At 65.9% G+C, this 18,447-nt stretch carries 17 protein-coding genes; 10 read left to right on the top strand and 7 right to left on the bottom strand.

The window, feature by feature from the left end; genetic code table 11:
• Positions 1–77 precede the first annotated feature (77 nt).
• Positions 78–1,805 carry an acetolactate synthase 2 catalytic subunit gene (gene ilvG / locus LPW30_RS00310; protein WP_239679803.1) on the top strand — a complete coding sequence of 576 codons (1,728 nt, stop codon included), beginning with the start codon at positions 78–80 and terminating at the stop codon, positions 1,803–1,805.
• On the top strand, positions 1,802–2,083 hold the full coding sequence (locus LPW30_RS00305; RefSeq protein WP_025280453.1) for an ACT domain-containing protein: 282 nt from the start codon (positions 1,802–1,804) through the stop codon (positions 2,081–2,083). Before ilvG ends, LPW30_RS00305 begins: the two co-directional genes overlap by 4 nt.
• A 74-nt stretch (positions 2,084–2,157) precedes the next feature.
• On the opposite strand, the gene LPW30_RS00300 is transcribed toward LPW30_RS00305, so the two are convergent.
• From LPW30_RS00300 to LPW30_RS00290, 3 genes are all read right to left on the bottom strand, one after another.
• Positions 2,158–3,489, bottom strand: a complete 1,332-nt coding sequence (locus LPW30_RS00300) for an MFS transporter (RefSeq protein WP_025280454.1) — start codon at positions 3,487–3,489, stop codon at positions 2,158–2,160.
• Between the two features lie 81 nt (positions 3,490–3,570).
• Positions 3,571–4,644 (bottom strand): homoserine O-succinyltransferase MetA, encoded by a 1,074-nt coding sequence (gene metA / locus LPW30_RS00295; protein WP_025280455.1) that lies wholly within the window; start codon positions 4,642–4,644, stop codon positions 3,571–3,573.
• Positions 4,645–4,666: 22 nt separating this feature from the next.
• Positions 4,667–5,515, bottom strand: coding sequence for an ATPase (locus LPW30_RS00290; protein ID WP_238623959.1), 849 nt, complete (start codon positions 5,513–5,515; stop codon positions 4,667–4,669).
• Positions 5,516–5,659: 144 nt separating this feature from the next.
• Between LPW30_RS00290 and uup the strand changes: the two genes are divergently transcribed.
• Complete coding sequence (uup, locus tag LPW30_RS00285; protein WP_239679802.1) at positions 5,660–7,552, top strand: ATP-binding cassette ATPase Uup; 1,893 nt, start codon at positions 5,660–5,662, stop codon at positions 7,550–7,552.
• A 123-nt stretch (positions 7,553–7,675) separates the two neighbouring features.
• Here uup and LPW30_RS00280 read toward each other — a convergent pair whose 3' ends face one another.
• Positions 7,676–8,224, bottom strand: a complete 549-nt coding sequence (locus LPW30_RS00280; protein ID WP_025280458.1) for a SprT family zinc-dependent metalloprotease — start codon at positions 8,222–8,224, stop codon at positions 7,676–7,678.
• Positions 8,225–8,518: 294 nt separating this feature from the next.
• Here LPW30_RS00280 and LPW30_RS00275 point away from each other — a divergent pair, with 294 nt between their 5' ends.
• Together LPW30_RS00275 and cspE are read left to right on the top strand one after the other, a co-directional pair.
• Positions 8,519–8,914 (top strand): hypothetical protein, encoded by a 396-nt coding sequence (locus LPW30_RS00275; RefSeq protein WP_239679801.1) that lies wholly within the window; start codon positions 8,519–8,521, stop codon positions 8,912–8,914.
• Between the two features lie 252 nt (positions 8,915–9,166).
• Positions 9,167–9,373 (top strand): transcription antiterminator/RNA stability regulator CspE, encoded by a 207-nt coding sequence (gene cspE / locus LPW30_RS00270; protein ID WP_025280460.1) that lies wholly within the window; start codon positions 9,167–9,169, stop codon positions 9,371–9,373.
• Between the two features lie 105 nt (positions 9,374–9,478).
• Here the strand turns inward: cspE and LPW30_RS00265 are convergent, their stop codons facing one another.
• Together LPW30_RS00265 and rnd are read right to left on the bottom strand one after the other, a co-directional pair.
• On the bottom strand, positions 9,479–9,967 hold the full coding sequence (locus LPW30_RS00265; protein ID WP_025280461.1) for an FKBP-type peptidyl-prolyl cis-trans isomerase: 489 nt from the start codon (positions 9,965–9,967) through the stop codon (positions 9,479–9,481).
• 64 nt (positions 9,968–10,031) lie between these two features.
• The gene (gene rnd, locus LPW30_RS00260) at positions 10,032–11,201 is read right to left on the bottom strand and encodes a ribonuclease D (RefSeq protein WP_239679800.1); all 1,170 of its coding nucleotides are present in this window, start codon (positions 11,199–11,201) and stop codon (positions 10,032–10,034) included.
• Between the two features lie 183 nt (positions 11,202–11,384).
• On the opposite strand from rnd, the gene LPW30_RS00255 reads away from it, so the two are divergent.
• Positions 11,385–12,365: a ChaN family lipoprotein gene (locus tag LPW30_RS00255; protein WP_239679799.1), complete on the top strand. Its 981-nt coding sequence runs from the start codon at positions 11,385–11,387 to the stop codon at positions 12,363–12,365.
• 54 nt (positions 12,366–12,419) lie between these two features.
• Here LPW30_RS00255 and LPW30_RS00250 read toward each other — a convergent pair whose 3' ends face one another.
• Positions 12,420–14,015 carry a sulfatase-like hydrolase/transferase gene (locus LPW30_RS00250; protein ID WP_239679798.1) on the bottom strand — a complete coding sequence of 532 codons (1,596 nt, stop codon included), beginning with the start codon at positions 14,013–14,015 and terminating at the stop codon, positions 12,420–12,422.
• Between the two features lie 39 nt (positions 14,016–14,054).
• Between LPW30_RS00250 and LPW30_RS00245 the strand changes: the two genes are divergently transcribed.
• The 4 genes from LPW30_RS00245 to LPW30_RS00230 are packed head-to-tail and all read left to right on the top strand — an operon-like array spanning position 14,055 to position 18,444.
• Positions 14,055–15,560 carry an OpgD/OpgG family glucan biosynthesis protein gene (locus LPW30_RS00245; protein ID WP_239679797.1) on the top strand — a complete coding sequence of 502 codons (1,506 nt, stop codon included), beginning with the start codon at positions 14,055–14,057 and terminating at the stop codon, positions 15,558–15,560.
• Entirely contained in the window at positions 15,553–17,343 is a 1,791-nt protein-coding gene (gene mdoH, locus LPW30_RS00240) for a glucans biosynthesis glucosyltransferase MdoH (protein ID WP_239679796.1), read from the top strand. The genes LPW30_RS00245 and mdoH overlap by 8 nt, the downstream gene beginning before the upstream one ends.
• Positions 17,340–18,134: an FkbM family methyltransferase gene (locus LPW30_RS00235; protein WP_239679795.1), complete on the top strand. Its 795-nt coding sequence runs from the start codon at positions 17,340–17,342 to the stop codon at positions 18,132–18,134. The genes mdoH and LPW30_RS00235 overlap by 4 nt, the downstream gene beginning before the upstream one ends.
• Positions 18,091–18,444, top strand: coding sequence for a creatininase family protein (locus tag LPW30_RS00230; protein ID WP_239679794.1), 354 nt, complete (start codon positions 18,091–18,093; stop codon positions 18,442–18,444). Before LPW30_RS00235 ends, LPW30_RS00230 begins: the two co-directional genes overlap by 44 nt.
• Positions 18,445–18,447 lie beyond the last annotated feature (3 nt).

The following is an 18,447-nucleotide window of genomic DNA, read 5'->3' as shown; positions in this document are numbered from 1 at the left end:
AAACCCCCGGGCACCCCCCGGGGGTTTTTGCGTTATGGCCGCCCAAAAAAGACAGGATTCAGCAGGAGACTGACCCCATGCCGCCCAGCCAAGCCGCCACCGCCGACGGGGCTCAAGCCCCGGATCAAGACCCTTCCAACGGTGCCGACGCCGTTATCCAGATCCTGCGGCGCCATGGTGTCGACACCGCATTCGGTTATCCCGGTGGGGCCATCATGCCCCTTTACGATGCGCTGGCCCGGCAACCCGGCGCCTTGAAGCACATCCTCACCCGCCATGAACAGGCCGCCGGTTTCGCCGCCAATGGCTTTGCCCGGTCCTCCGGGCGCCTGGGGGTGTGCATTGCCACGTCCGGCCCCGGCGCCACCAACCTCATCACCGCCATTGCCGACGCCCACATGGACTCGGTGCCCCTGCTGGTGATCACCGGCCAGGTGCCCACCGGACTCATGGGCACTGATGCATTTCAGGAGACCGATGTCCTGGGTCTGACGCTTCCCATCACCAAGCACAGCTACCTGGTCCGCCGGGTGGAGGATCTGCCCGGCATCCTGGAAGAGGCCATCTGGCTGGCTCAGGAGGGGCGTCCCGGACCGGTCTGGGTGGACATTCCCAAGGACGTGCAACTGGCCCCCTTGCCCGGGGCGTCATGGGCGTCCGCCGAGACCGGTGTTGCCCATGAAGCCCCAGCCCTTGATGAGCAGGAATTGGCCCAGGCCCGCGCGCTGCTGGCCGAAGCGGATCAGCCCATCATCTATGCTGGCGGCGGCGTGGTGCTGGCCGAGGCAGTGGAGGCCTTTCGCGACTTCGTCGAGACCACCGGGGCGCCGGTGGTCACCACTCTCAAGGGGCTGGGCCTGCTGGTGGCGGATCATCCTCTGAACATGGGCATGCTGGGCATGCACGGAGCGCCCTGTGCCAACCGGGCGGTGCAGGCCTGTGATCTGTTGGTGGTGGTGGGGGCGCGCTTTGATGACCGGGCCACCGGGCGGCTGGCGGATTTTGCTCCCCATGCCCGGGTGATCCATATGGACGTGGATGCCGCCGAGGTTTCCAAGCTGCGCCCGCCCCAGGTGTCGTTGCTGGGGGATCTGAATCGCCTGCTGCCGGCCCTGGCCACGCCCGCGTCCACCGAGGTCTGGCGGCACCATTGCGCCGAGCTGCGCCGGGTGGGGGATTTTCGTCTGCCGCCGGAAAAGGGCGATACCTTTCCGGCACTGCGCTTTCTCAGGCGCCTCTCCGAGCAGGGCAATGCCCAGGTCCATATCGCCTGTGATGTGGGTCAGCACCAGATGTGGGTGGCCCAGTTCCATGGTTTTGGGCACCCGCGTCGCCACCTTACCAGTGGCGGCCTGGGGGCAATGGGTTTTGGTCTGCCGGCGGCCATTGGGGCCCAGATGGCGCACCCCAGCGCCCAGGTGATCAATATCAGCGGCGACGGCTCTTTCATGATGAATGTGCAGGAGCTGGCCACCCTGCGCCGTTACAACCTGCCGGTGAAGATGGTGGTGTTCGATAACCAGTATCTGGGCATGGTGCGGCAGCAGCAGGAGCTCTTCTATGAGGGACGCCTGGCGGAGGTGGATTTGTCCGATAACCCGGATTTCGTCCAGGTGGCCCAGGCCTTCGGTATCCCGGCGCTGCGCATTGAAGGCGTGGATTCGGTGGATGCCGCCATTGAGGCCTGCCTGGAAACCCAGGGGCCGTTGCTCCTGCATATCCCGGTGGCCCGTGAACAGAATGTCTGGCCCATTGTGGGGCCGGGCATGTCCAATGACCAGATGATCGAGGAGGAGGTCGCATGAACCCGCAATTCCAGTTACTGGCCCGACCGGCCGATGGCAGTCTTGAGCGCATCCTGCGCACGGTGCGTTCCCGGGGGTTCGAGGTGCGGGACATGCATGTGCGCCTGGACGATGATGGCCATCGTTATCATGTGCGTCTCAAGGTGGCCGGCAGTCGTGACCCGGCCATGCTGGCGCGGCAGCTGGAGAAGCTGTGTGATGTGGAGCATCTGGCGGCGCTGCACACGGCCGGGGCAGCGGATGAACCCGCCAACGCCCCCCGAATGGCCGCCGGCTAGCCCAATGCCCCCGCCCCTGTGTCGGCAGGGCTTTTGTGGGAGCGGGCCTGCCCGCGAATGGGTGGCCGCCGATCCTACTGCACTTCCTCCAGCCGCCAGGCGCTGGCGACGCCGGCCAGGGTGACCAGGGAGAGCACCAGGATGGCGGCGGCGGTGCCGGCGAGTTGGGCCACCATGCCGAACAGGCCACCTACCAGGAGCAGGGCGCCGATCAGGGTATTGCTCACGGCGGTGTAGGCGGCGCGGGTCTGCTCGGTGGCCATGTCCACCAGATAGGTCTTGCGGCCCAGGCGGATGCCAGCATGGGCAATGCCCATGATGAACAGATAAACGGCAAAGGCCCAGTGGGTGGCGGCCCAGTCCACCCCCAGGGTGACCAGGGCGAAGACCAGCAGGCCCAGAAGCCCCGCCATGGCCCCGGAAAGCATGAGCACCTGGCGGCTGGATCGATCCGAGAAGCGCCCCCAGAACGGGGCGCTGAGGGCGCCGGCCAGGCCGGTGGCGATGATCAGGATGCCCAGGCCGGAGATGTCACCAGAGCCTTCCTGCTGGGCCAGGATCACGTAGAAGGGCAGGGCCAGGGCGGTGGTCATGAGCAGGGCCCGGGTGATCACGAAATGCCGGAAGGGTCGGTCCGTGCGCATCAGGCTCAGGGAACGCAGGCCCTCGCTGACGGCGTTGCCACCGCCCTCGGTGGCGCCGGGGGCCTCCTTGAGTGCGGCAAAGACCAGGGCGGCCAGCAGCCAGAGTCCGCCGGCGATCATGAGCAGGGCGACGAAGAAGCCGATGCCGGCGTCTTCGCTGGCCTGGAAGGTCAGCCAGACCCCCACGGCCAGGGTGACGGCACCGGCCATGGCCGCTGCATAGCCCATCAGGGTGCCGCGGCGGCGTTTGGCGATGGTCTTGCCTAGCACGTCCTTGGAGGCCACGGAGTTCACGCCCCGGGACAGGGCGAACAGGGTCAGCAGCCCGATGATGGCCCAGCCGGCGGCGGCTCCGGTGAGTGTGAGGGCCACCACGGCCATGAGCATGACCGCCACCCCCTGACCCACGCTGCCCCACACCCAGAACCATTTGCGCACCGACGCTCGGCGGATGTAGGCGGCCACGAACAACTGCGGCAGCAGGGAGCCGGATTCACGGATGGGCACCAGGAATCCGGCCAGTGCCGCCGGGGCGCCCAGGGCGGCCATGAGCCAGGCCAGCACCAGGCGAGCACTGGCCAGTTCATCGCCGATCTTGGAGGCGGTGTTGGAGACCAGATGGACGAAGAAATTCGCCGGCTGCACCCGGCAGGCGGCGTCGGGGATGTCCTTGCAGACCCGGGCGTCCTCGTCTCCGGTGAGGGTTTCGTAGAGTTCCACCACGGGGCGCGAAGGCTGCTGGAAAGGGGGTTGTGCTGACATGGGCAGGATCCTTCAGCGGGCGCGCCACGCCCATGGAGGCTGGCGGCTCTGGATTCGATGGTCCATGGATGGCGCGCGGGGTCAGCCCCGGCTGCGGTTCAGGGGGTTTCCCGGGTCCACCTCGTCACGGAAGGGGCGTTTGCGATCAATATGGGTGTATTGATAGACGTTGCCAATCCAGTTGTTGATCACCGCCTCGGCCGTGTCGTGCCAGGTGTTGTCCAGTTGTTCGATGATGAGCTGCTCGGGAAACTCCGGGGGTACTTCGTTGCGGGCGAGGGCCAGGTTCAACTGTTCACGATGCTCTTCCAGGATCGCCTGACTCTTGAGGCTGAAATAATTCTGCACCACGGGTGGATAATCGGGACGCTCCCCCGCCGCATAGCGCTTGACCTCCCGCTTGTACTCCTTGAGCAGGCTGATGAGGTCGTACTCCGGGTGCCCCTGGAAGAAGACGATACGAAATTCGTCCTCGCTCACCGCCAGATGCACGCCGGCTTCCTCGCTCTCTGCCAGTACCTTGAGCCCGGCGGCCTCGAACTGCTCGCGGGAAACATGGTTGAAGCGGGAGTGGGGCACATCGAAGCGGGTATTCACGCCCGCCACCAGCGGATGAGTGCGATCCACCACACGATGGGAATACACACCCCAGCGCTTGAACCCCAGCGGGCTGCGGGTCTGGCCATAACGGAACTGCATCACCGCATGGGTGGCCAGGCAGGAGCACAGGGTGGAGGTCACGTTCTCGTGGGCCCAGTCAATCACCTGGATCAAGGGCTTCCAGAAGGGCTCCAGTGATAGATCCGGCTGAGTGACATTGGCGCCGGTGATGATCAGGGCGTCCAGGCCCTGCTCCTGGATCTGCTCCCAGGGCTCGTAATAGCGCTCCACGTGTTCGCGGCCCTTGGGGCCGCGCTCCAGGGCATCCAGGGTGAAGGGGTGCAGATAGAACTGGGCGATCTGGTTGCTCTCGCCCACAAGCCGGAAAAATTGGCGTTCGGTGGCCGCCAGGGCGGCATCGGGCATCATGTTCAACAGCCCGATGTGCATGGCCCGGATGTCCTGGCGCAGGGCGTAGGCACCGGCCAGCACCGTCTGGCCTTCTTGCTGAAGGCGGGAAAACGTGGGCAGTTCGGAGTTGGCGACAAGCGGCATGGTGAGGGTCCCGGTTCGGGGTTCAGAAAGTCTGTCTTTCCAGAGCCTTTTCGATCAACGCGTTGAACTGGTTTTCGCTATGTACCTGTGCCAGTTCATCCGTGGTGATGGTATAGCCGTACTGGTCCGCCAGGGCCTCGTAGCGGGGCAGGCGGTCGCGGAACAGGCGCGGGAACATCCAGCGCACGAATTGATCCGGGTCGATCTGGGCCACGTAACGCAGGTTGTTTTCCCTGAGATAGACCTCCAGCTCCCGGTCCAGGAAGTCCTCCCGGTAATACAGCGGCTTGGGGCTTTCCTCGGCCCGCTGAATCAGCTCTCGCTCGTCCCGGTCCGTGGCCTTGATGTAAATGATGAGGGAGTGCTCGGCCAGCAGTTCCATGACGCCCGGGTCGTCCAGTTCGCACACGCTGCCACCGGCGTCATTCACCACATGGTCGAATCCATAGATCTCGTGAGCCTTGCGGATGAAGTCCGGCACGTCCCGCATGGCGTTCACTTCGCCGTCGTGGTGCAGGCGCTGGCGTCGCTTGAACTCCTTCAGCGACAGGCCGCCCTTCTCCGGGTCGCCCAGCTTGCCCAGAAAGCTGGACACCGGCTGGAGGTTGTCCACCGACAGGTTGTTGACGATGCTGATGGAATCCGAGCGCAGCAGGTCCCGCAGGAATTCGATGTGCATCACCTGGCGCTTGATGTTATCCAGGATGGGTTCATCCAGATAGCGGGTACCGATGCGGTAATCGCCGGAATAGTGGAACCAATGGGCGCGTCGCAGCAGGTGAGACAGGCGCGTCTTGCCCACGCCGGACATGCCCAGCAGGGTGATGGATTTGTTGCGCCAGTGCCGGTACTCGGAGGCCAGGAGTTTCAAGGCGTGCTCATCAGGTGATGGGTGAGTGATCCCCCATTTTACTGATGTTTGGGCCGTGGGTGTCACCCGGCTCCTCGGTTGGACGTTTGAGACTCGTGGCTTCCGGGTACAATGCGGGTCCGCCCAAACCCTGCCGGAACCTCCATGCCTTTGCTGGTCATGCGCAATATCCAACTCAGTTATGGTCATCACCCGTTGCTGGACGGAGTGGATCTGACCATCGAGCCCGGGGAGCGCCTCTGCCTGGTGGGCCGCAACGGCGCGGGCAAATCCACCCTGATGCGCATGCTCAAGGGTGAGATACAGGCCGACGACGGCGAAATCGTGCGCAGTGATGGCCTCAAGGTGGCCATGCTGGAGCAGGCGGTCCCGAAGGAGGTTGAGGGCAGCGTTTACGATGTGGTTGCCGATGGCCTTGGGGCCCTGGGGGACACGGTGCGCCGTTATCATGGCTTGATTCGCGCCATGGAGACCGGTGCCGACGAGGCCCAGCTCAAGGCCCTGGAACAGTGCCAGCACGAACTGGAGGCCGGCGATGGCTGGATGCTGGAGCAGCGGGTGGAGATGGTGCTGTCACGCCTGGGGCTGGAGGCGGACGCGCCGTTCCATGGACTGTCGGGTGGTCTGAAGCGTCGTGTGCTGCTGGCCCGGGCCCTGGTCACGGGGCCGGATCTGCTGTTGCTGGACGAGCCTACCAACCACCTGGACGTGGCTGCCATCGAATGGTTGGAAGAGTTTCTGCTGGGGTTCGAGGGCACCCTGCTGTTCATCACCCACGACCGGGCCTTCCTGCGGCGACTGGCCACCCGCATCATCGAGCTGGATCGTGGCCGGCTCACCAGCTGGCCCGGCGACTACGACACCTATCTCACCCGCAAGGCGGAGGCCCTGGAGGCAGAAGAGCGGCAGAATGCCTTGTTCGACAAGAAGCTCGCCCAGGAAGAGGTCTGGATCCGCCAGGGCATCAAGGCCCGGCGCACCCGTAACGAGGGGCGGGTGCGGGCCCTCAAGGCCCTGCGGGCGGAACGCAGCGAGCGGCGCGAGCGTCAGGGTACGGCGCGCCTCCAGACCCGCTCGGCGGCGCCATCCGGGCGCATCGTGGCAGAGGCGGAGAACGTCAGCTTCAGCTTTGACGGCAAGCCAGTGATCCGGGACTTTTCCGCGCTGGTCATGCGCGGCGACAAGGTGGGCATCCTCGGCCCCAACGGTGCGGGCAAGACCACCCTGCTCAAGCTGCTTCTGGGGCAGTTGGAGCCCCAGTCCGGTCACATCCGTCTGGGGACCAACCTGGAGGTGGCCTACTTCGATCAGCATCGGGCCGCGCTGGACGAAGAGGCCAGCGTGATGGACAACGTGGGCGAGGGTCGCGACCGACTCACCCTGGGGGATGAAAGCCGTCATGTGCTGTCCTATCTGCAGGATTTTCTCTTCGAGCCGGCCCGTGCCCGTCAGCCGGTGAAGGCCCTCTCGGGGGGCGAGCGCAACCGCCTGCTACTGGCCAAGCTGTTCACCCGCCCTGCCAACGTGCTGGTGCTGGACGAACCCACCAACGATCTGGATGCGGACACCCTGGAGATGCTGGAGGCGCGTGTGGTGGAGTTTCCCGGTACCGTGCTGGTGGTGAGCCACGACCGTGACTTCCTGGACAACGTGGCCACCAGTGTCATCGCCTTCGAGGGAGAGGGCTGTTTCCGGGAGTACGTGGGGGGCTACTCAGACTGGTTGCGGCAGCGGCCCAAGGCGAAGGCGCCTTCCGCCACGTCAGTCGCCGCGCCCGCCGCTCAGGCCCCCAAGGCGAAGCCAGCACCGAAATCCGCCAAGCTCGGTTACAAGGATCAGCGGGAACTGGATGCCCTGCCCAAGCGCATTGAGGCCCTGGAGGCTGAACTGGCGGATATTCAGCAGACCCTGGGCGACCCGGATTTCTATCAGCGACCCAAGGAAGAGATCGCCGCCGTCCAGGCCCGCATGGAGTCACTGGAAACCGAGTTGGCTCAGGCCTATGAGCGCTGGGAGACGCTGGAATCGGGTGGCTGAGGCTCTCCGATGATGAAAGCGACGTTTCGAGACCCTCTCCCCGGGGGGGAGGGGTAAGGATCGGCACAGTGCCTGCCTCACCCCCGCTCATCCCCTGACCTTCTCCCCCTCGGGGGAGAATGTCTATGTGGCTTTTACGTGAGGGGCCAGGGGTTCTTCCGGGGAAAAACGCAGGGTTTCGCCGCATTTGCGGCAATAGTAAATGCGCTCCCCGGCCTGCGCCGTTCTATGCCGTCGGGTACCCAGGGCGTAGACGTTGCAACTGCAGCGATAAGGGAACTTGCGGGTGCGCCGGGTGGGCACCCCGGACAGATCCGATGAATGGGTCACCCGGGGCTCGAAACCGAGCCTCAACATGACCTCCCGCCACTCCGGCCCGTGGGGCCGTCGCCGGTCCGCCCCCAGACCAAAGCGTCGGTAAATGATGCTGTGAGCCACCTCATGAGCCACGGTCTCGGGAAAGTGATTGGCCCAGTCCTGGGCAAAGATGTGCGGGTTGAACCGCAGCGATTCCTCCCCGCAGACCACACGCCACTGACCTGCTGCACGCCCACGCAGGTTCAGAGCCACAGGCGGCGGTGGGCTGGTGATGTCGTACCAATGGGCGGCCCGCATGAACAGGTCATGGGCCGTTTGTCGGATGGCCTGTTGGCGGGCATCATCAAGGGGCATCGCAGGCGTCGGGATCCGGGAAAGGGCAATTGAGGCGAGGGGCAAGGATAGCCCCTTTGCACGCGTTGCACCAATCCAGCGGGGGGGCGTTCTACTTTTGCTTTGCGAAGCGCTAAAATGTCAGTTTTATCGACACAAACCAAAACCCCCAAGGGTTGGTTCCATGGCACCCGATGTGGGTGACGCAGCAATGCGTCGCCACTTTATCTGCCCCTGGAACCGGCACTCATCAAGGGTATCCAATTATAAAATCATCATTGGCGTGTGAGAAAAATGACCGAGTCGCTTGAAACCATGACTTCTGAAGAATTGTACGAGCTGGCCCGCCAGCGCCGGGAGGACGAGCGCCGTCAAGTGGAGGAGGAGCGACGGGAGCGTCTCGCCCGGTTGCAGGCACAACGCAGTGAGGTGGTGGCCCGTCAAAAGGCTGAACTGGCAGCCCTGGATAAACAGATCAAGCAATTGGGGGCGGATACGGCCAAAGGCCGTGGCCGTGGTTCGAGTACCTCCAATCTCAGCCAGCATGTGGTGGACATCATCAACGAGCGTGGCCAGATGAGCACCAGGGAACTCAAGGGCGAACTGGAATCCCGGGGCTTTGAAGCGCGCAATATCAGTCAGACCCTGGCCTACCTCAAGCGCAATGGCCGGGTGGTGAGCACGGCTCGAGGTGTCTACGCGGCTGCCTGATGAAGGCTTTGACCGCAAATATTATGGTACAACGCAAATGCGCCCAATATCCTGATCCTGAAGGGGAAAATTCGTTGGGCCCGCGTCCGGGCGGCCTTGAATACAGTGCTTCGGGTTATACCGGTATGGCGTGTGGGGCGGGAAGCGGATAGACTGGGCCCATGTAGCGGTTTGAGTTGTCCGTTCGACGTCGGCACCGGCCCGCTGCATGGAGCTGTACTCACCTGAAAGAAAAGATTGAGGTTAGGATCAATGTCTACCGGTACTGTAAAGTGGTTTAATGAAACGAAGGGCTTTGGGTTTATCGCCCCCGCAGATGGCGGTGCCGACGTGTTCGTGCATTACTCAGCGATCTCCGCTGATGGCTTCAAGACCCTGGCGGAAGGTCAGAAGGTCAACTACCAGGTTCAGCAGGGCCCCAAGGGTCTGCAGGCCGTTAACGTGACCGTTGAAGGCTAAACAAGCCGGAATTCGATCATGAAAAAACCCCGCCGGTGATGACTCGCCGGCGGGGTTTTTTTTGGGGCCTTACTTGGTTTCGGGCCGCTTCAAACGGGCTGAGGATCAGTGATCGTTGGCCCCTTCATCGGTGTGTGCGTGACCGTGCTCCAGTTCTTCGGGAGAGGCCTCGCGCACTTCACGTACCGTGACATCAAAGTTCAAGGTGGTGCCAGCCAGAGGATGGTTGGCATCGATGGTGACATCATCACCATCAATGGCCACAACCGTCACCACCTGCACGCCACCGTTCTGGTTACCGGCGTGGAACTGCATGCCCACTTCCAGTTCGTCAACGCCCTGAAACTGACTGCGATTCAGGGTCTGGATCATCTGCTCATCCCGTTCCCCGTAGGCCTGTGCCGGCTCTACGCGAACATTGAGTTCGTCACCCTGCTTTTTGCCCTCAAGGGCTGTTTCCAGCCCAGGAATGATATTGCCCGCCCCGTGAAGGTAGGCCAGAGGCCCACGATCGGAGGAGTGATCGATCACCCGGCCTTCGTCGTCGGTAAGCTTGTAATCAATGCTTACCACCTTGTTGCTGCCGATCTGCATGCGGCCGTTCCTCCAACTTCTTTCATGAATGAGACCCCAGTCTAACGTGCATGCGGGGGCGACTTCATCTTTCCGGGTTCTCGCCATGGGTTAGCGTGAGCTGGTGACCTCGTACGGAAAGGCCAGTCTCCCCTCGTAGCCAGGTCGACAGTTCCCGTCCTGCGAGGCGGGCACGCCAGCCCTGCAGGAGCGAGCAGTCCGGGTCACCGGATACCAGGGCCTCCAGGTCACGGCGGGTGGCGATGGCGGCGGGGCTGATGTCGTTTTTCAGCGCCAGATGGCGCAGCAGGCCCATGGCCACGTCCACCAGGGCCTCCTGGTCGGCCTCCAGGCGTGTACGTGGGGGCAGGGTGGGGCAGTCAGCCGAGGGGCATTGGGCACCCTCGCGAATCAGTTCCAGCAGGGTGTCGCCGTGGCGGCGCGCGGTCTGCTCGGCCAGGCCCCGCACCCGTTCGAGGGTCTTGAGGTCGCGGGGCTTGCGGCGGGCCAGGTCCAGGATCACCTCGTCCTGGAGCAGCCAGCGGCGCGGGCGGTCCAGGCGCATGGCTTCCTGTTCGCGCCAGCGGGCCAGGTTGCGGGCCACAGCCAGAGCCTGTTCGCCGCGCAGGGTGTTGATGCCCTTCAGGCGCCGCCAGATGGTCTCCGGGTCGGGCTGGTAGGTGCGCGGATCCTGCATGCGCTGAAAATCGTCTTCCAGCCAGGCGAGCCGACCGTTGTCTTCCAGGGCCTGACGCATCAGCGGATAGGCTCGGGCCAGATAATGCACGTCGTCAGCGGCATAACGCAGCTGAATGGTCTCCAGGGGGCGCTGGGCCCAGTCGGTACGCGACTGCCCCTTCTCCAGCTCCACTCCCAGCACCAGCTGGATCAGCTTGCCATAGCCGACCTGATCCCCATGGCCCAACAGGGAGGCAGCCACCTGGGTGTCAAAGATGGGCCCGGGCACGCGGCCTTGTTGATGAAAAAAGATCTCCAGATCCTGGCTCGCTGCGTGCAACACCTTGGTGATATTCGGGTCGAACAGCAGGTGCGTGAGCGGCGAGAGATCCTCAAGATTGAGCGGATCGATGCAGGCGACTTCCTCGGGGGTGGCCACCTGAATCAGGCACAGCTGAGGGTAATAGGTCTTCTGCCGGATGAATTCCGTATCCAGGGCGAACCAATCCACCCCCTTGAGGCGCTCACAGAAGGCCTTCAGGGCCTCGGGCTGGTCGATGAACGGGACTGTTTCCATGTTCAACGCCCCCTGCCGCGTGCGTGTGTGGCGATGGTGAAAAGGTCACCGAAGGCGGGGGATACAGGGTCCATCAGGGGCTCCATGGTGTTTTTTGCGGTAAGGGTTTTGGGCGATACTGGCCACGGGTCAGTATAACCCTCCACCCGGGTTCACCGATCAATCCAGTGCAGGAAAGCCTCCATGCGATTTCGTTTGCATCATCTTCTGTCTGCCGTGGCCCTCGGCGTGCTCATGTGCCTTCCTGCGCACGCCGAGGGCCATGAGTGGCTGGCGCCGCACCTGCGGGATCATCCCCTGGTGGGACAGATCTGGTCTCCTGACGAACAGCGTCAGATCTCCCGGGAGGGGCTGGACGAGAGGCTGATGGCGGCGGAGATCCTGCTTCTGGGGGAAGTGCATGGCAACCCGGATCATCACGCCTGGCAACTGAAGTTGATCCAGACCCTGGCGGCGGCGGACAGGGCCCCGGCGCTGGCCATGGAGATTTTTGATCTGGAGCACCAGTCCCGGCTGGACACCCTGCGCGCCCAGGGCGAGACAAACGCCGATGCCCTGGCTGACGCCGCCGGGGTGGAGGCCCGCCACTGGCCCTGGGATGAATATCGCCCGCTGGTGCAGTGGGCGCTGGATCAGGACCAGCCGCTGGTGGCTGCCAATCTCTCCAGCGAGGAGGCCATGCAGGTGGCCCGGGATGGGCTGCGCGAGCACATGGACGAGGCCGAACGCCAGCGCCTGGGCCTGAGCGAGCCCCTGCCGGGTCCGGTGGGTCGCCGCTTGATCGAGCATATCGTCGACGCCCATTGCGGTTATCTTCCGGCGGCACGCACCGGTGGCATGGTGGATGCCCAGCGGGCCCGGGATGCCCACATGGCCGACCGGCTGCTGGACACGGCCGATCGGCCCGTCGTGCTCATCGCCGGCAGCGGTCATGTGCGTCGCGACTATGGGGTGCCCCGGTATCTGCAGACCCGGGGGGCCCAGGGCACGGTCCTGAGCCTGGCCTTTGTGGAGGTGCGCGAAGGGGATGAGTCCATCGAGGATTACACCACCGCCATGGAAGGGGTGTACGACGTGATCCTGTTCACCCCGCGCCAGCGGATCACAGACCCTTGTGATGACTTCCGGGAGCAACTGGAGGGGATGCGCAAGCAGTCCTCGTGACCTGCACCGCACGCACTGATGCGGCGCCACCCGCTGAACAGCGAGCGGTGGGCCTCACCCGGGACCAAAGTCCGCATGCAGCCAATGCCGGAACGCATCCATCCCGGCCGCCTGCCCAGGCTTTGGCGGGATGAGACCGGGCACAAAGCCCCGCTCACGAAAAGGTTGCAGCAGCGCGGGGTCCCGGCTGATGAGGTGGACGGGCACGGCGGGAGAGGCGTCCTCGCCGATGATCAACGGTGCCGCCTGATGGTCTCCCAGCAGGATCAGCAGGGTGTCGTCTTCAAGGAACTGCAGCGCCCAGTCCAGGGAGACATGCAGCGAATAATCCACCGAACGGGCAAAGTAATCGCGGACCCGTTCCATGTCCTGCCAGAGCGTCTCGGGGCTTGGGCCGGCCTCCCCCCAGGGCGCGAAGATGCGCCCATCTCCTACCTGTTCCCAGTCCTCGATCAGGGGCAGAATCGGGGTCCAGGGGGCATGGCTGCTGACCAGGGCCACCTGGGCGAACAGCGGTGCGCTCACCTGCGCCCGCAAGGCATTGAAGCGATGCAGGGTGAACTGGTCGGGCATGGTCACCCAATTCAGCGGCGGGCCGGCATAGTCCAGGTCGGCGGCGGCGAAGATGTGATCAAAGCCATAGGCGCGACCCTCGGGCCATGGCATGGTAATGGCTGGCATGACCGTCATGGTTTCGTGGCCGGTGGCCTTGAAATCATCCACCAGCGTTGGCAGCCCCAGTTCCAGCATGAGGCGATACCACAATGCGTTGTCGATCCACACGCCGCTCAGCATCGAGGCATGCGCCAGCCACGACTGCCCACCCAGGATGGGCGCGTCCAGGCGCCCGGTGACCGCATGCAGCCCCGCCGCTTCCAGACGAGGGGCCATGGCTTCAAGCCGCGGCAGCACAGGGCCGGAGAACCGCGGATCGTCGGTCAACGAGACTCCGTAGGATTCCACGAAAACCAGATAGACATCGCGCCCGGCCAGGCCGGGCAGGGCCCGGGCCGGTCTGGCCCCGTCCACCACGGCGGTCTCGAACTGACGACGGGCATGGTGGGTCTCCCGGATCTGTCGGGACTGGAACGCCAGGGTATCCACCACCGGGGTGCGGGCTACGGGTACGACACGCTCGCCGGCCACCTCCAGCGCCGTGAGCACGGCGGCCAGGGTGCCGATAACCAGGGCGGGCACGGCCGCACTCCCCCCCAGCGGCACGGGCCGCAGCCCCCGGAAGACCAAGGCCAGGACCCCCAGGAGCAGCAGCGCCGTCACCACCAGGATCATGACCGCCAGCACCTGACCGAGATTGCCCACCAGCAGGTGATGGACCGAAACCAGGGCCGGCAGGTCGAAGTACAGGTTCAGCGATCGGCCCAGTATCTGATGGGTCGCCGCATCCCCCAGGCCCGCCGCCACGGCCAGCACCAGCAGCAAGGCCACCCCGGCGCGGGCGGCGTGGGTCGTCCAGTGGGCGGTCAGCCAGGCGAACAGAACCGGCAGCCACCAGGCCTCCAGGGCGATGCAGCGGCCGCCCACGTCCCCGAAGCGCAACCACAGCGGCAGCACCAGCATGATGTTGAGCAGCACTGCGGCCAGCAGCAGGGGCCAGCCGGCGATGGGACCTGGGCGGGGTGTGACGGGCATGGGCAGCGCAACATCGGGGTTCGGGGGCTGGCGCTCATTATGCTGACCTTGTGCCTGGCCTGGCCAGCCGCCCGGGCCGACCTCCTGGATACCCTGGGCGAACGGGCCCAGCGACTGGCCGACTCACCCTGGCAGGCACCCCCCACCCTGGAGGCATCGGCCCTGAAGGCGCTGGACTACGATGCCCACCGGCAGATCCGCTTTCGCCCGGAACGGGCCCTGTGGCGGGAGGTGTCGGACTTCCAGGTGCAGTTCCTGCACGCGGGCTTCCTGTTCGCCCAGCCGTTGCGGGTGTACGAGTGGGTGGATGGACAACGCCGGCCCATCCACTTTCACCCGGACCTGTTCCGCTATGACGACGACGCAGCGCAGCTGGACCCGGAGCAGCGCGCCGCTGGCGGGTTCTCCGGGCTGCGCCTGCACTATCCCCTGAACCGGGAAGATGTCCGGGACGAGTTCCTGGTCTTCCAGGGGGCCTCCTACTTTCGCCTGGTGGGGCGCGGACAACGCTACGGCCTGTCCGCCCGCGGGCTGGCGGTGGATACCACCCGCCTGGGCTCGGAGGAGTTTCCGGCATTCACCGAGTTGCACCTGCAGCGGCCGGAGCCGGAGGATCGGCACGTCAACCTGTTCGCGCTGCTGGAGGGCCCGTCGGTGACCGGCGCCTATGCCTTCCGGGTGCACACCACGGAGCCGGTCACGGTGGACGTTCAGGCCCGCCTGTTTGCTCGTCACGACCTTACGGGGCTGGGGATCGCGCCGCTGACCAGCATGTACACCCATGGGGATCTTGCCGACCCCATCACCGCGGATTTCCGTCCCCGGGTGCATGATTCGGAAGGCTTGCTGGTGCATACCCGGGCCGGGGAGTGGATCTGGCGCCCGTTGAGCCGTCCTGAGACGCCGCAGATCTCCGCCTTTCTGGATGTTGGACCCTCGGCCTTCGGGCTGATGCAGCGAACCCGGGGATTTGCCGCCTACCTGGACCAGGAGGCCCGTTATGATCTGCGGCCCGGCCTCTGGGTGGAACCCGCGGAAGGGGACTGGGGCGCCGGCCGCGTGGTCCTGCTGGAGCTGCCCACGCCCGATGAGACCCACGACAATATCGTCGCCTTCTGGGCGCCGGATAAGCCCATGGCGGCCGGCGAGTCCCGTGAATTCAGCTACCGGCTGACACCCCTCTGGCAGCGACCCTCGGCCCATGAACTGGCCCGGGTGGTGCGTACCCGTGCCGGCGCCGCCGGGGTGCCGGGGCAGGGCGACCCCGTGCCCCTGGACCAGCGGCGTTTCGTGGTGGACTTCCAGGGTGGCCCCTTGAGTCGGCTGGACGGCTCGTTGCCTGTGCGCGCCCATCTGGACCTGCACCAGGGCCAGCCGGTGGAACCGCCCCAGGTCACGCCCTTGCCGGATGGCGGTTGGCGGGCCACCTTCGTGGTGGCCGCCAGCCCCGAGTCGCCCGCCGACATGCGTCTGCAGCTGAGGCTGCATGATCAGCTGCTCACCGAGACCTGGCAGTACCTGTGGCGGGGGCCGGAAGATGCCTGAGGCGTCCGTCCTGCGTCGCCGCCGTCGCCTGTTCGGTCTGCTGGTCCTGGGCACCGGGGGGCTGGGAACGCTGGCCATGCACCAGGTGCTGGTGGCCACCGGGGCGGGGCTGCTGCAGGTGCCGCTGCTGGTGCTGTTCGCCATCCTGTTCACCTGGATTGCCCTGGCCTTCTGGAACGCAATGGTCGGGGCGTTGCTGCTGCACCGGCGCCTGGACCCCCTCACACTGAAGCCCCGCGCACCCGCCCCCATCCTGCGTGCCCCGCACCGTACCGCGCTGATCATGCCCATCCGTCACGAGGATGCCGGGTTCGTGGGGGCCGGTCTGGCCGCCACGCTGGAGGACCTGGCGGCCAGTGGCGATCCCGATGGGTTCGAGGCCTTCGTGCTCAGTGACTCCAGCGATCCCGTTGTGCTGCACGACGAGGCCCGCATGGTGGTGGCGCTGCAGCGCCGCTTTGAAGGCAGGATTCCGGTGCATTACCGTCACGGGCGGGAGCCCGGGGGGCGCAAGGCGGGCAATATCGCGGAATTCTGCCGCCGCTGGGGCGGGCGCTACGAGGCCCTGGTGGTGCTGGATGCGGACAGCCGCATGAGTGGCCACACCCTGCGCCGCCTGGTGGCGGACCTGCAGGCCGACCCGCAGACCGGGCTGATCCAGACCGTGCCCCGGCCCATGGGGGCCGAGACCCTCCTGGCCCGGGTACAGGCCCTTGCGGCGCAGTTGCATGGGCCCCTGCTGGCCGCCGGCCAGGCCTTCTGGCAGGCGGATACCGCCAACTACTGGGGCCACAATGCCATCCTGCGCACCCGGGCCTTTGCCGATTGCTGCGGTCTGCCCCGCCTGCCCGGTGCCGCGCCCTGGGGCGGTGACATCCTCAGCCATGATTTCGTCGAGGCGGCCTTGCTGCGTCGGGGCGGCTGGCACGTGCGCCTGGACACCGGCGCCGAGGGCAGCCTTGAACAGGTGCCGGCCAACCTGTCGGACTACCTGCGCCGGGAACGGCGCTGGGCCCAGGGCAACCTGCAGCATCTGCGTCTGCTGGGTGTGCCGGGGCTGCATCCCCTCAGTCGGCTGCATTTCCTGCTGGGGGCACTGGGGTTCGTCTATGCGCCCCTGTGGGCGGCCATGCTGATCCTGGGGTTCGTCAGTCTGGCCACCGCCACGGAGGCGGGGTCCGCCGCCCTGACACCCGGGGCGATCCCGGAGACGGCCCTGTGGTTGCTGGGCGCGACCCTTGTCCTGCTGCTGGGTCCCAAGGCGGTCGGCCTGGCGTTGGTCCGCGACCGGCGCCACTCCTTCGGTGGCACGCTGCCATGGCTGGGGGGCGGGCTGCTGGAGATGCTCTCGGCGGTGCTGCTGGCCCCGGTGCTGATGGCCTTTCACACACTGTTCATCCTGCAGATCCTTGCCGGCAGACCGGTGTCCTGGGAGGCACCCTGTCGTGCCGGGCGCTTGCTGGGCTGGCGTCGCTGCCTGCGCCTGGGGCTGCCTCCGGCATTGCTGGGCCTGTGCTGGCTGGTGCTGTGTCTGCTCATCCTGCCGGCCCTGGCCCTGTGGAGTGCGCCGGTATGGCTGGGTCTGATGCTGGCGCCGGTCCTGTTCCGCCTCAGCGGGCGGCGCGCGCCCTCCGGGCTGCTGGTCACGCCGCCGGCGGAGGCGGTGGCCCGATCCCCCGCGGGGGAGGCGGTGGAACGACCGCCATCATCGGATCGCCCGTGTCCGCCACCGCCCGAGTCGCCGCTGGCGATGCCGGCCCGGATGCTCATCGGTCCGCCATGAGCACAGGGCGCGGGCAATGGCTGGAGCGGGGTGCCGCGGGCCTGGGGCTGGCCCGGTCCCTGGTGATCTACTGGCGCCCGGGGCGGCAGCCGGGGCTGCGTCGCCTGTATGGGCCGTTCGTCCGTCCCGGGGATCTGGTCTTCGATGTGGGGGCCCATGTGGGCGACCGCACCCTGGCCTTCGCCGCCCTGGGGGCCCGGGTGGTGGCGGTGGAACCTCAACCCCTGCCACTGGCCTGGTTACGGTGGCTCACCCGGGGCCAGCCGGGCATCCACCTGGAAGCCGTGGCCCTGGACGACCGTCCCGGCTCGGCACGGCTGGCCATCAGCCGCCTGCATCCCACGGTGTCCACCCTGGCCCTGGAGTGGCGCCAGGCACTGCCGGAGCGACATCCGGGCTTTCGGCGGGTACGCTGGGAGGATGGCATCATGGTCCCCGTCACCACGCTGGATGATCTCATCGCCCGCCATGGCGTGCCGGCCTTCTGCAAGATCGACGTGGAGGGGCATGAGGCCCGGGTGCTGGAGGGCCTGTCACAACCTCTGCCGGCTCTGTCCGTCGAGTTCATCCAGGGCGCCCTGTCACAGGCCGAGGCGTGCATTGATCGCCTGGAAACCCTGGCGGCTTACGAGTACAACGTGGTGGCCGGCGAGCAGCGGCGCTTTCTCTGGCCCCGGTGGCGGCCGGCGACGGCACTGCACTCATGGCTGCAAGCCGGCGCTGCCGGCATCGCCTCAGGAGACCTCTATGCACGTTGGCCAAGACCGCTGGCAGGATCTGACCGCACCTGAATTGGCGTCGCGGATGGGCCCGGAAACGGTCGCTGTCATGGTGCTGGGCGCCGTGGAACAGCACGGCCCCCACCTGCCCCTGTCCACCGACCTGGATATCGGGCTGGGTCTGCTCACCGAGGCCCGCCGGCATTTGCCCGCAGACTTTCCCCTGCTGGTGATGCCTCCCCTGGCGCTGGGCAGCAGCGAGGAACATGGCGGGTTTCCCGGCACCCTGCTGGGATTTTACGGCGAGCGCCTGGCGCAACTGCTGCAGGAGGCCGCCAGCCTGCCATGGGACGCCCGGCCCGCCCCGGGCCCGAGGGACTGAACA

It is taken from the genome of Ectothiorhodospira variabilis (assembly GCF_022227625.1).
Classification (GTDB): domain Bacteria; phylum Pseudomonadota; class Gammaproteobacteria; order Ectothiorhodospirales; family Ectothiorhodospiraceae; genus Ectothiorhodospira; species Ectothiorhodospira haloalkaliphila.
Note: the sequence above shows the minus strand (reverse complement) of the source record. Positions and strands in the feature narration are given on the sequence as shown.

Excerpts from the sequence above, each read along its gene's own strand:
- mdoH (WP_239679796.1), top strand. The coding sequence starts at position 15,553 with ATGCCTGAGGCGTCCGTCCTGCGTCGCCGCCGTCGCCTGTTCGGTCTG.
- LPW30_RS00300 (WP_025280454.1), bottom strand. The coding sequence starts at position 3,489 with ATGTCAGCACAACCCCCTTTCCAGCAGCCTTCGCGCCCCGTGGTGGAA.
- uup (WP_239679802.1), top strand. The coding sequence starts at position 5,660 with ATGCCTTTGCTGGTCATGCGCAATATCCAACTCAGTTATGGTCATCAC.
- LPW30_RS00230 (WP_239679794.1), top strand. The coding sequence starts at position 18,091 with ATGCACGTTGGCCAAGACCGCTGGCAGGATCTGACCGCACCTGAATTG.
- rnd (WP_239679800.1), bottom strand. The coding sequence starts at position 11,201 with ATGGAAACAGTCCCGTTCATCGACCAGCCCGAGGCCCTGAAGGCCTTC.
- LPW30_RS00275 (WP_239679801.1), top strand. The coding sequence starts at position 8,519 with ATGACTTCTGAAGAATTGTACGAGCTGGCCCGCCAGCGCCGGGAGGAC.
- ilvG (WP_239679803.1), top strand. The coding sequence starts at position 78 with ATGCCGCCCAGCCAAGCCGCCACCGCCGACGGGGCTCAAGCCCCGGAT.
- LPW30_RS00255 (WP_239679799.1), top strand. The coding sequence starts at position 11,385 with ATGCGATTTCGTTTGCATCATCTTCTGTCTGCCGTGGCCCTCGGCGTG.
- cspE (WP_025280460.1), top strand. The coding sequence starts at position 9,167 with ATGTCTACCGGTACTGTAAAGTGGTTTAATGAAACGAAGGGCTTTGGG.
- LPW30_RS00245 (WP_239679797.1), top strand. The coding sequence starts at position 14,055 with ATGCTGACCTTGTGCCTGGCCTGGCCAGCCGCCCGGGCCGACCTCCTG.
- LPW30_RS00250 (WP_239679798.1), bottom strand. The coding sequence starts at position 14,015 with ATGCCCGTCACACCCCGCCCAGGTCCCATCGCCGGCTGGCCCCTGCTG.
- LPW30_RS00265 (WP_025280461.1), bottom strand. The coding sequence starts at position 9,967 with ATGCAGATCGGCAGCAACAAGGTGGTAAGCATTGATTACAAGCTTACC.
- metA (WP_025280455.1), bottom strand. The coding sequence starts at position 4,644 with ATGCCGCTTGTCGCCAACTCCGAACTGCCCACGTTTTCCCGCCTTCAG.
- LPW30_RS00305 (WP_025280453.1), top strand. The coding sequence starts at position 1,802 with ATGAACCCGCAATTCCAGTTACTGGCCCGACCGGCCGATGGCAGTCTT.
- LPW30_RS00280 (WP_025280458.1), bottom strand. The coding sequence starts at position 8,224 with ATGCCCCTTGATGATGCCCGCCAACAGGCCATCCGACAAACGGCCCAT.
- LPW30_RS00235 (WP_239679795.1), top strand. The coding sequence starts at position 17,340 with ATGAGCACAGGGCGCGGGCAATGGCTGGAGCGGGGTGCCGCGGGCCTG.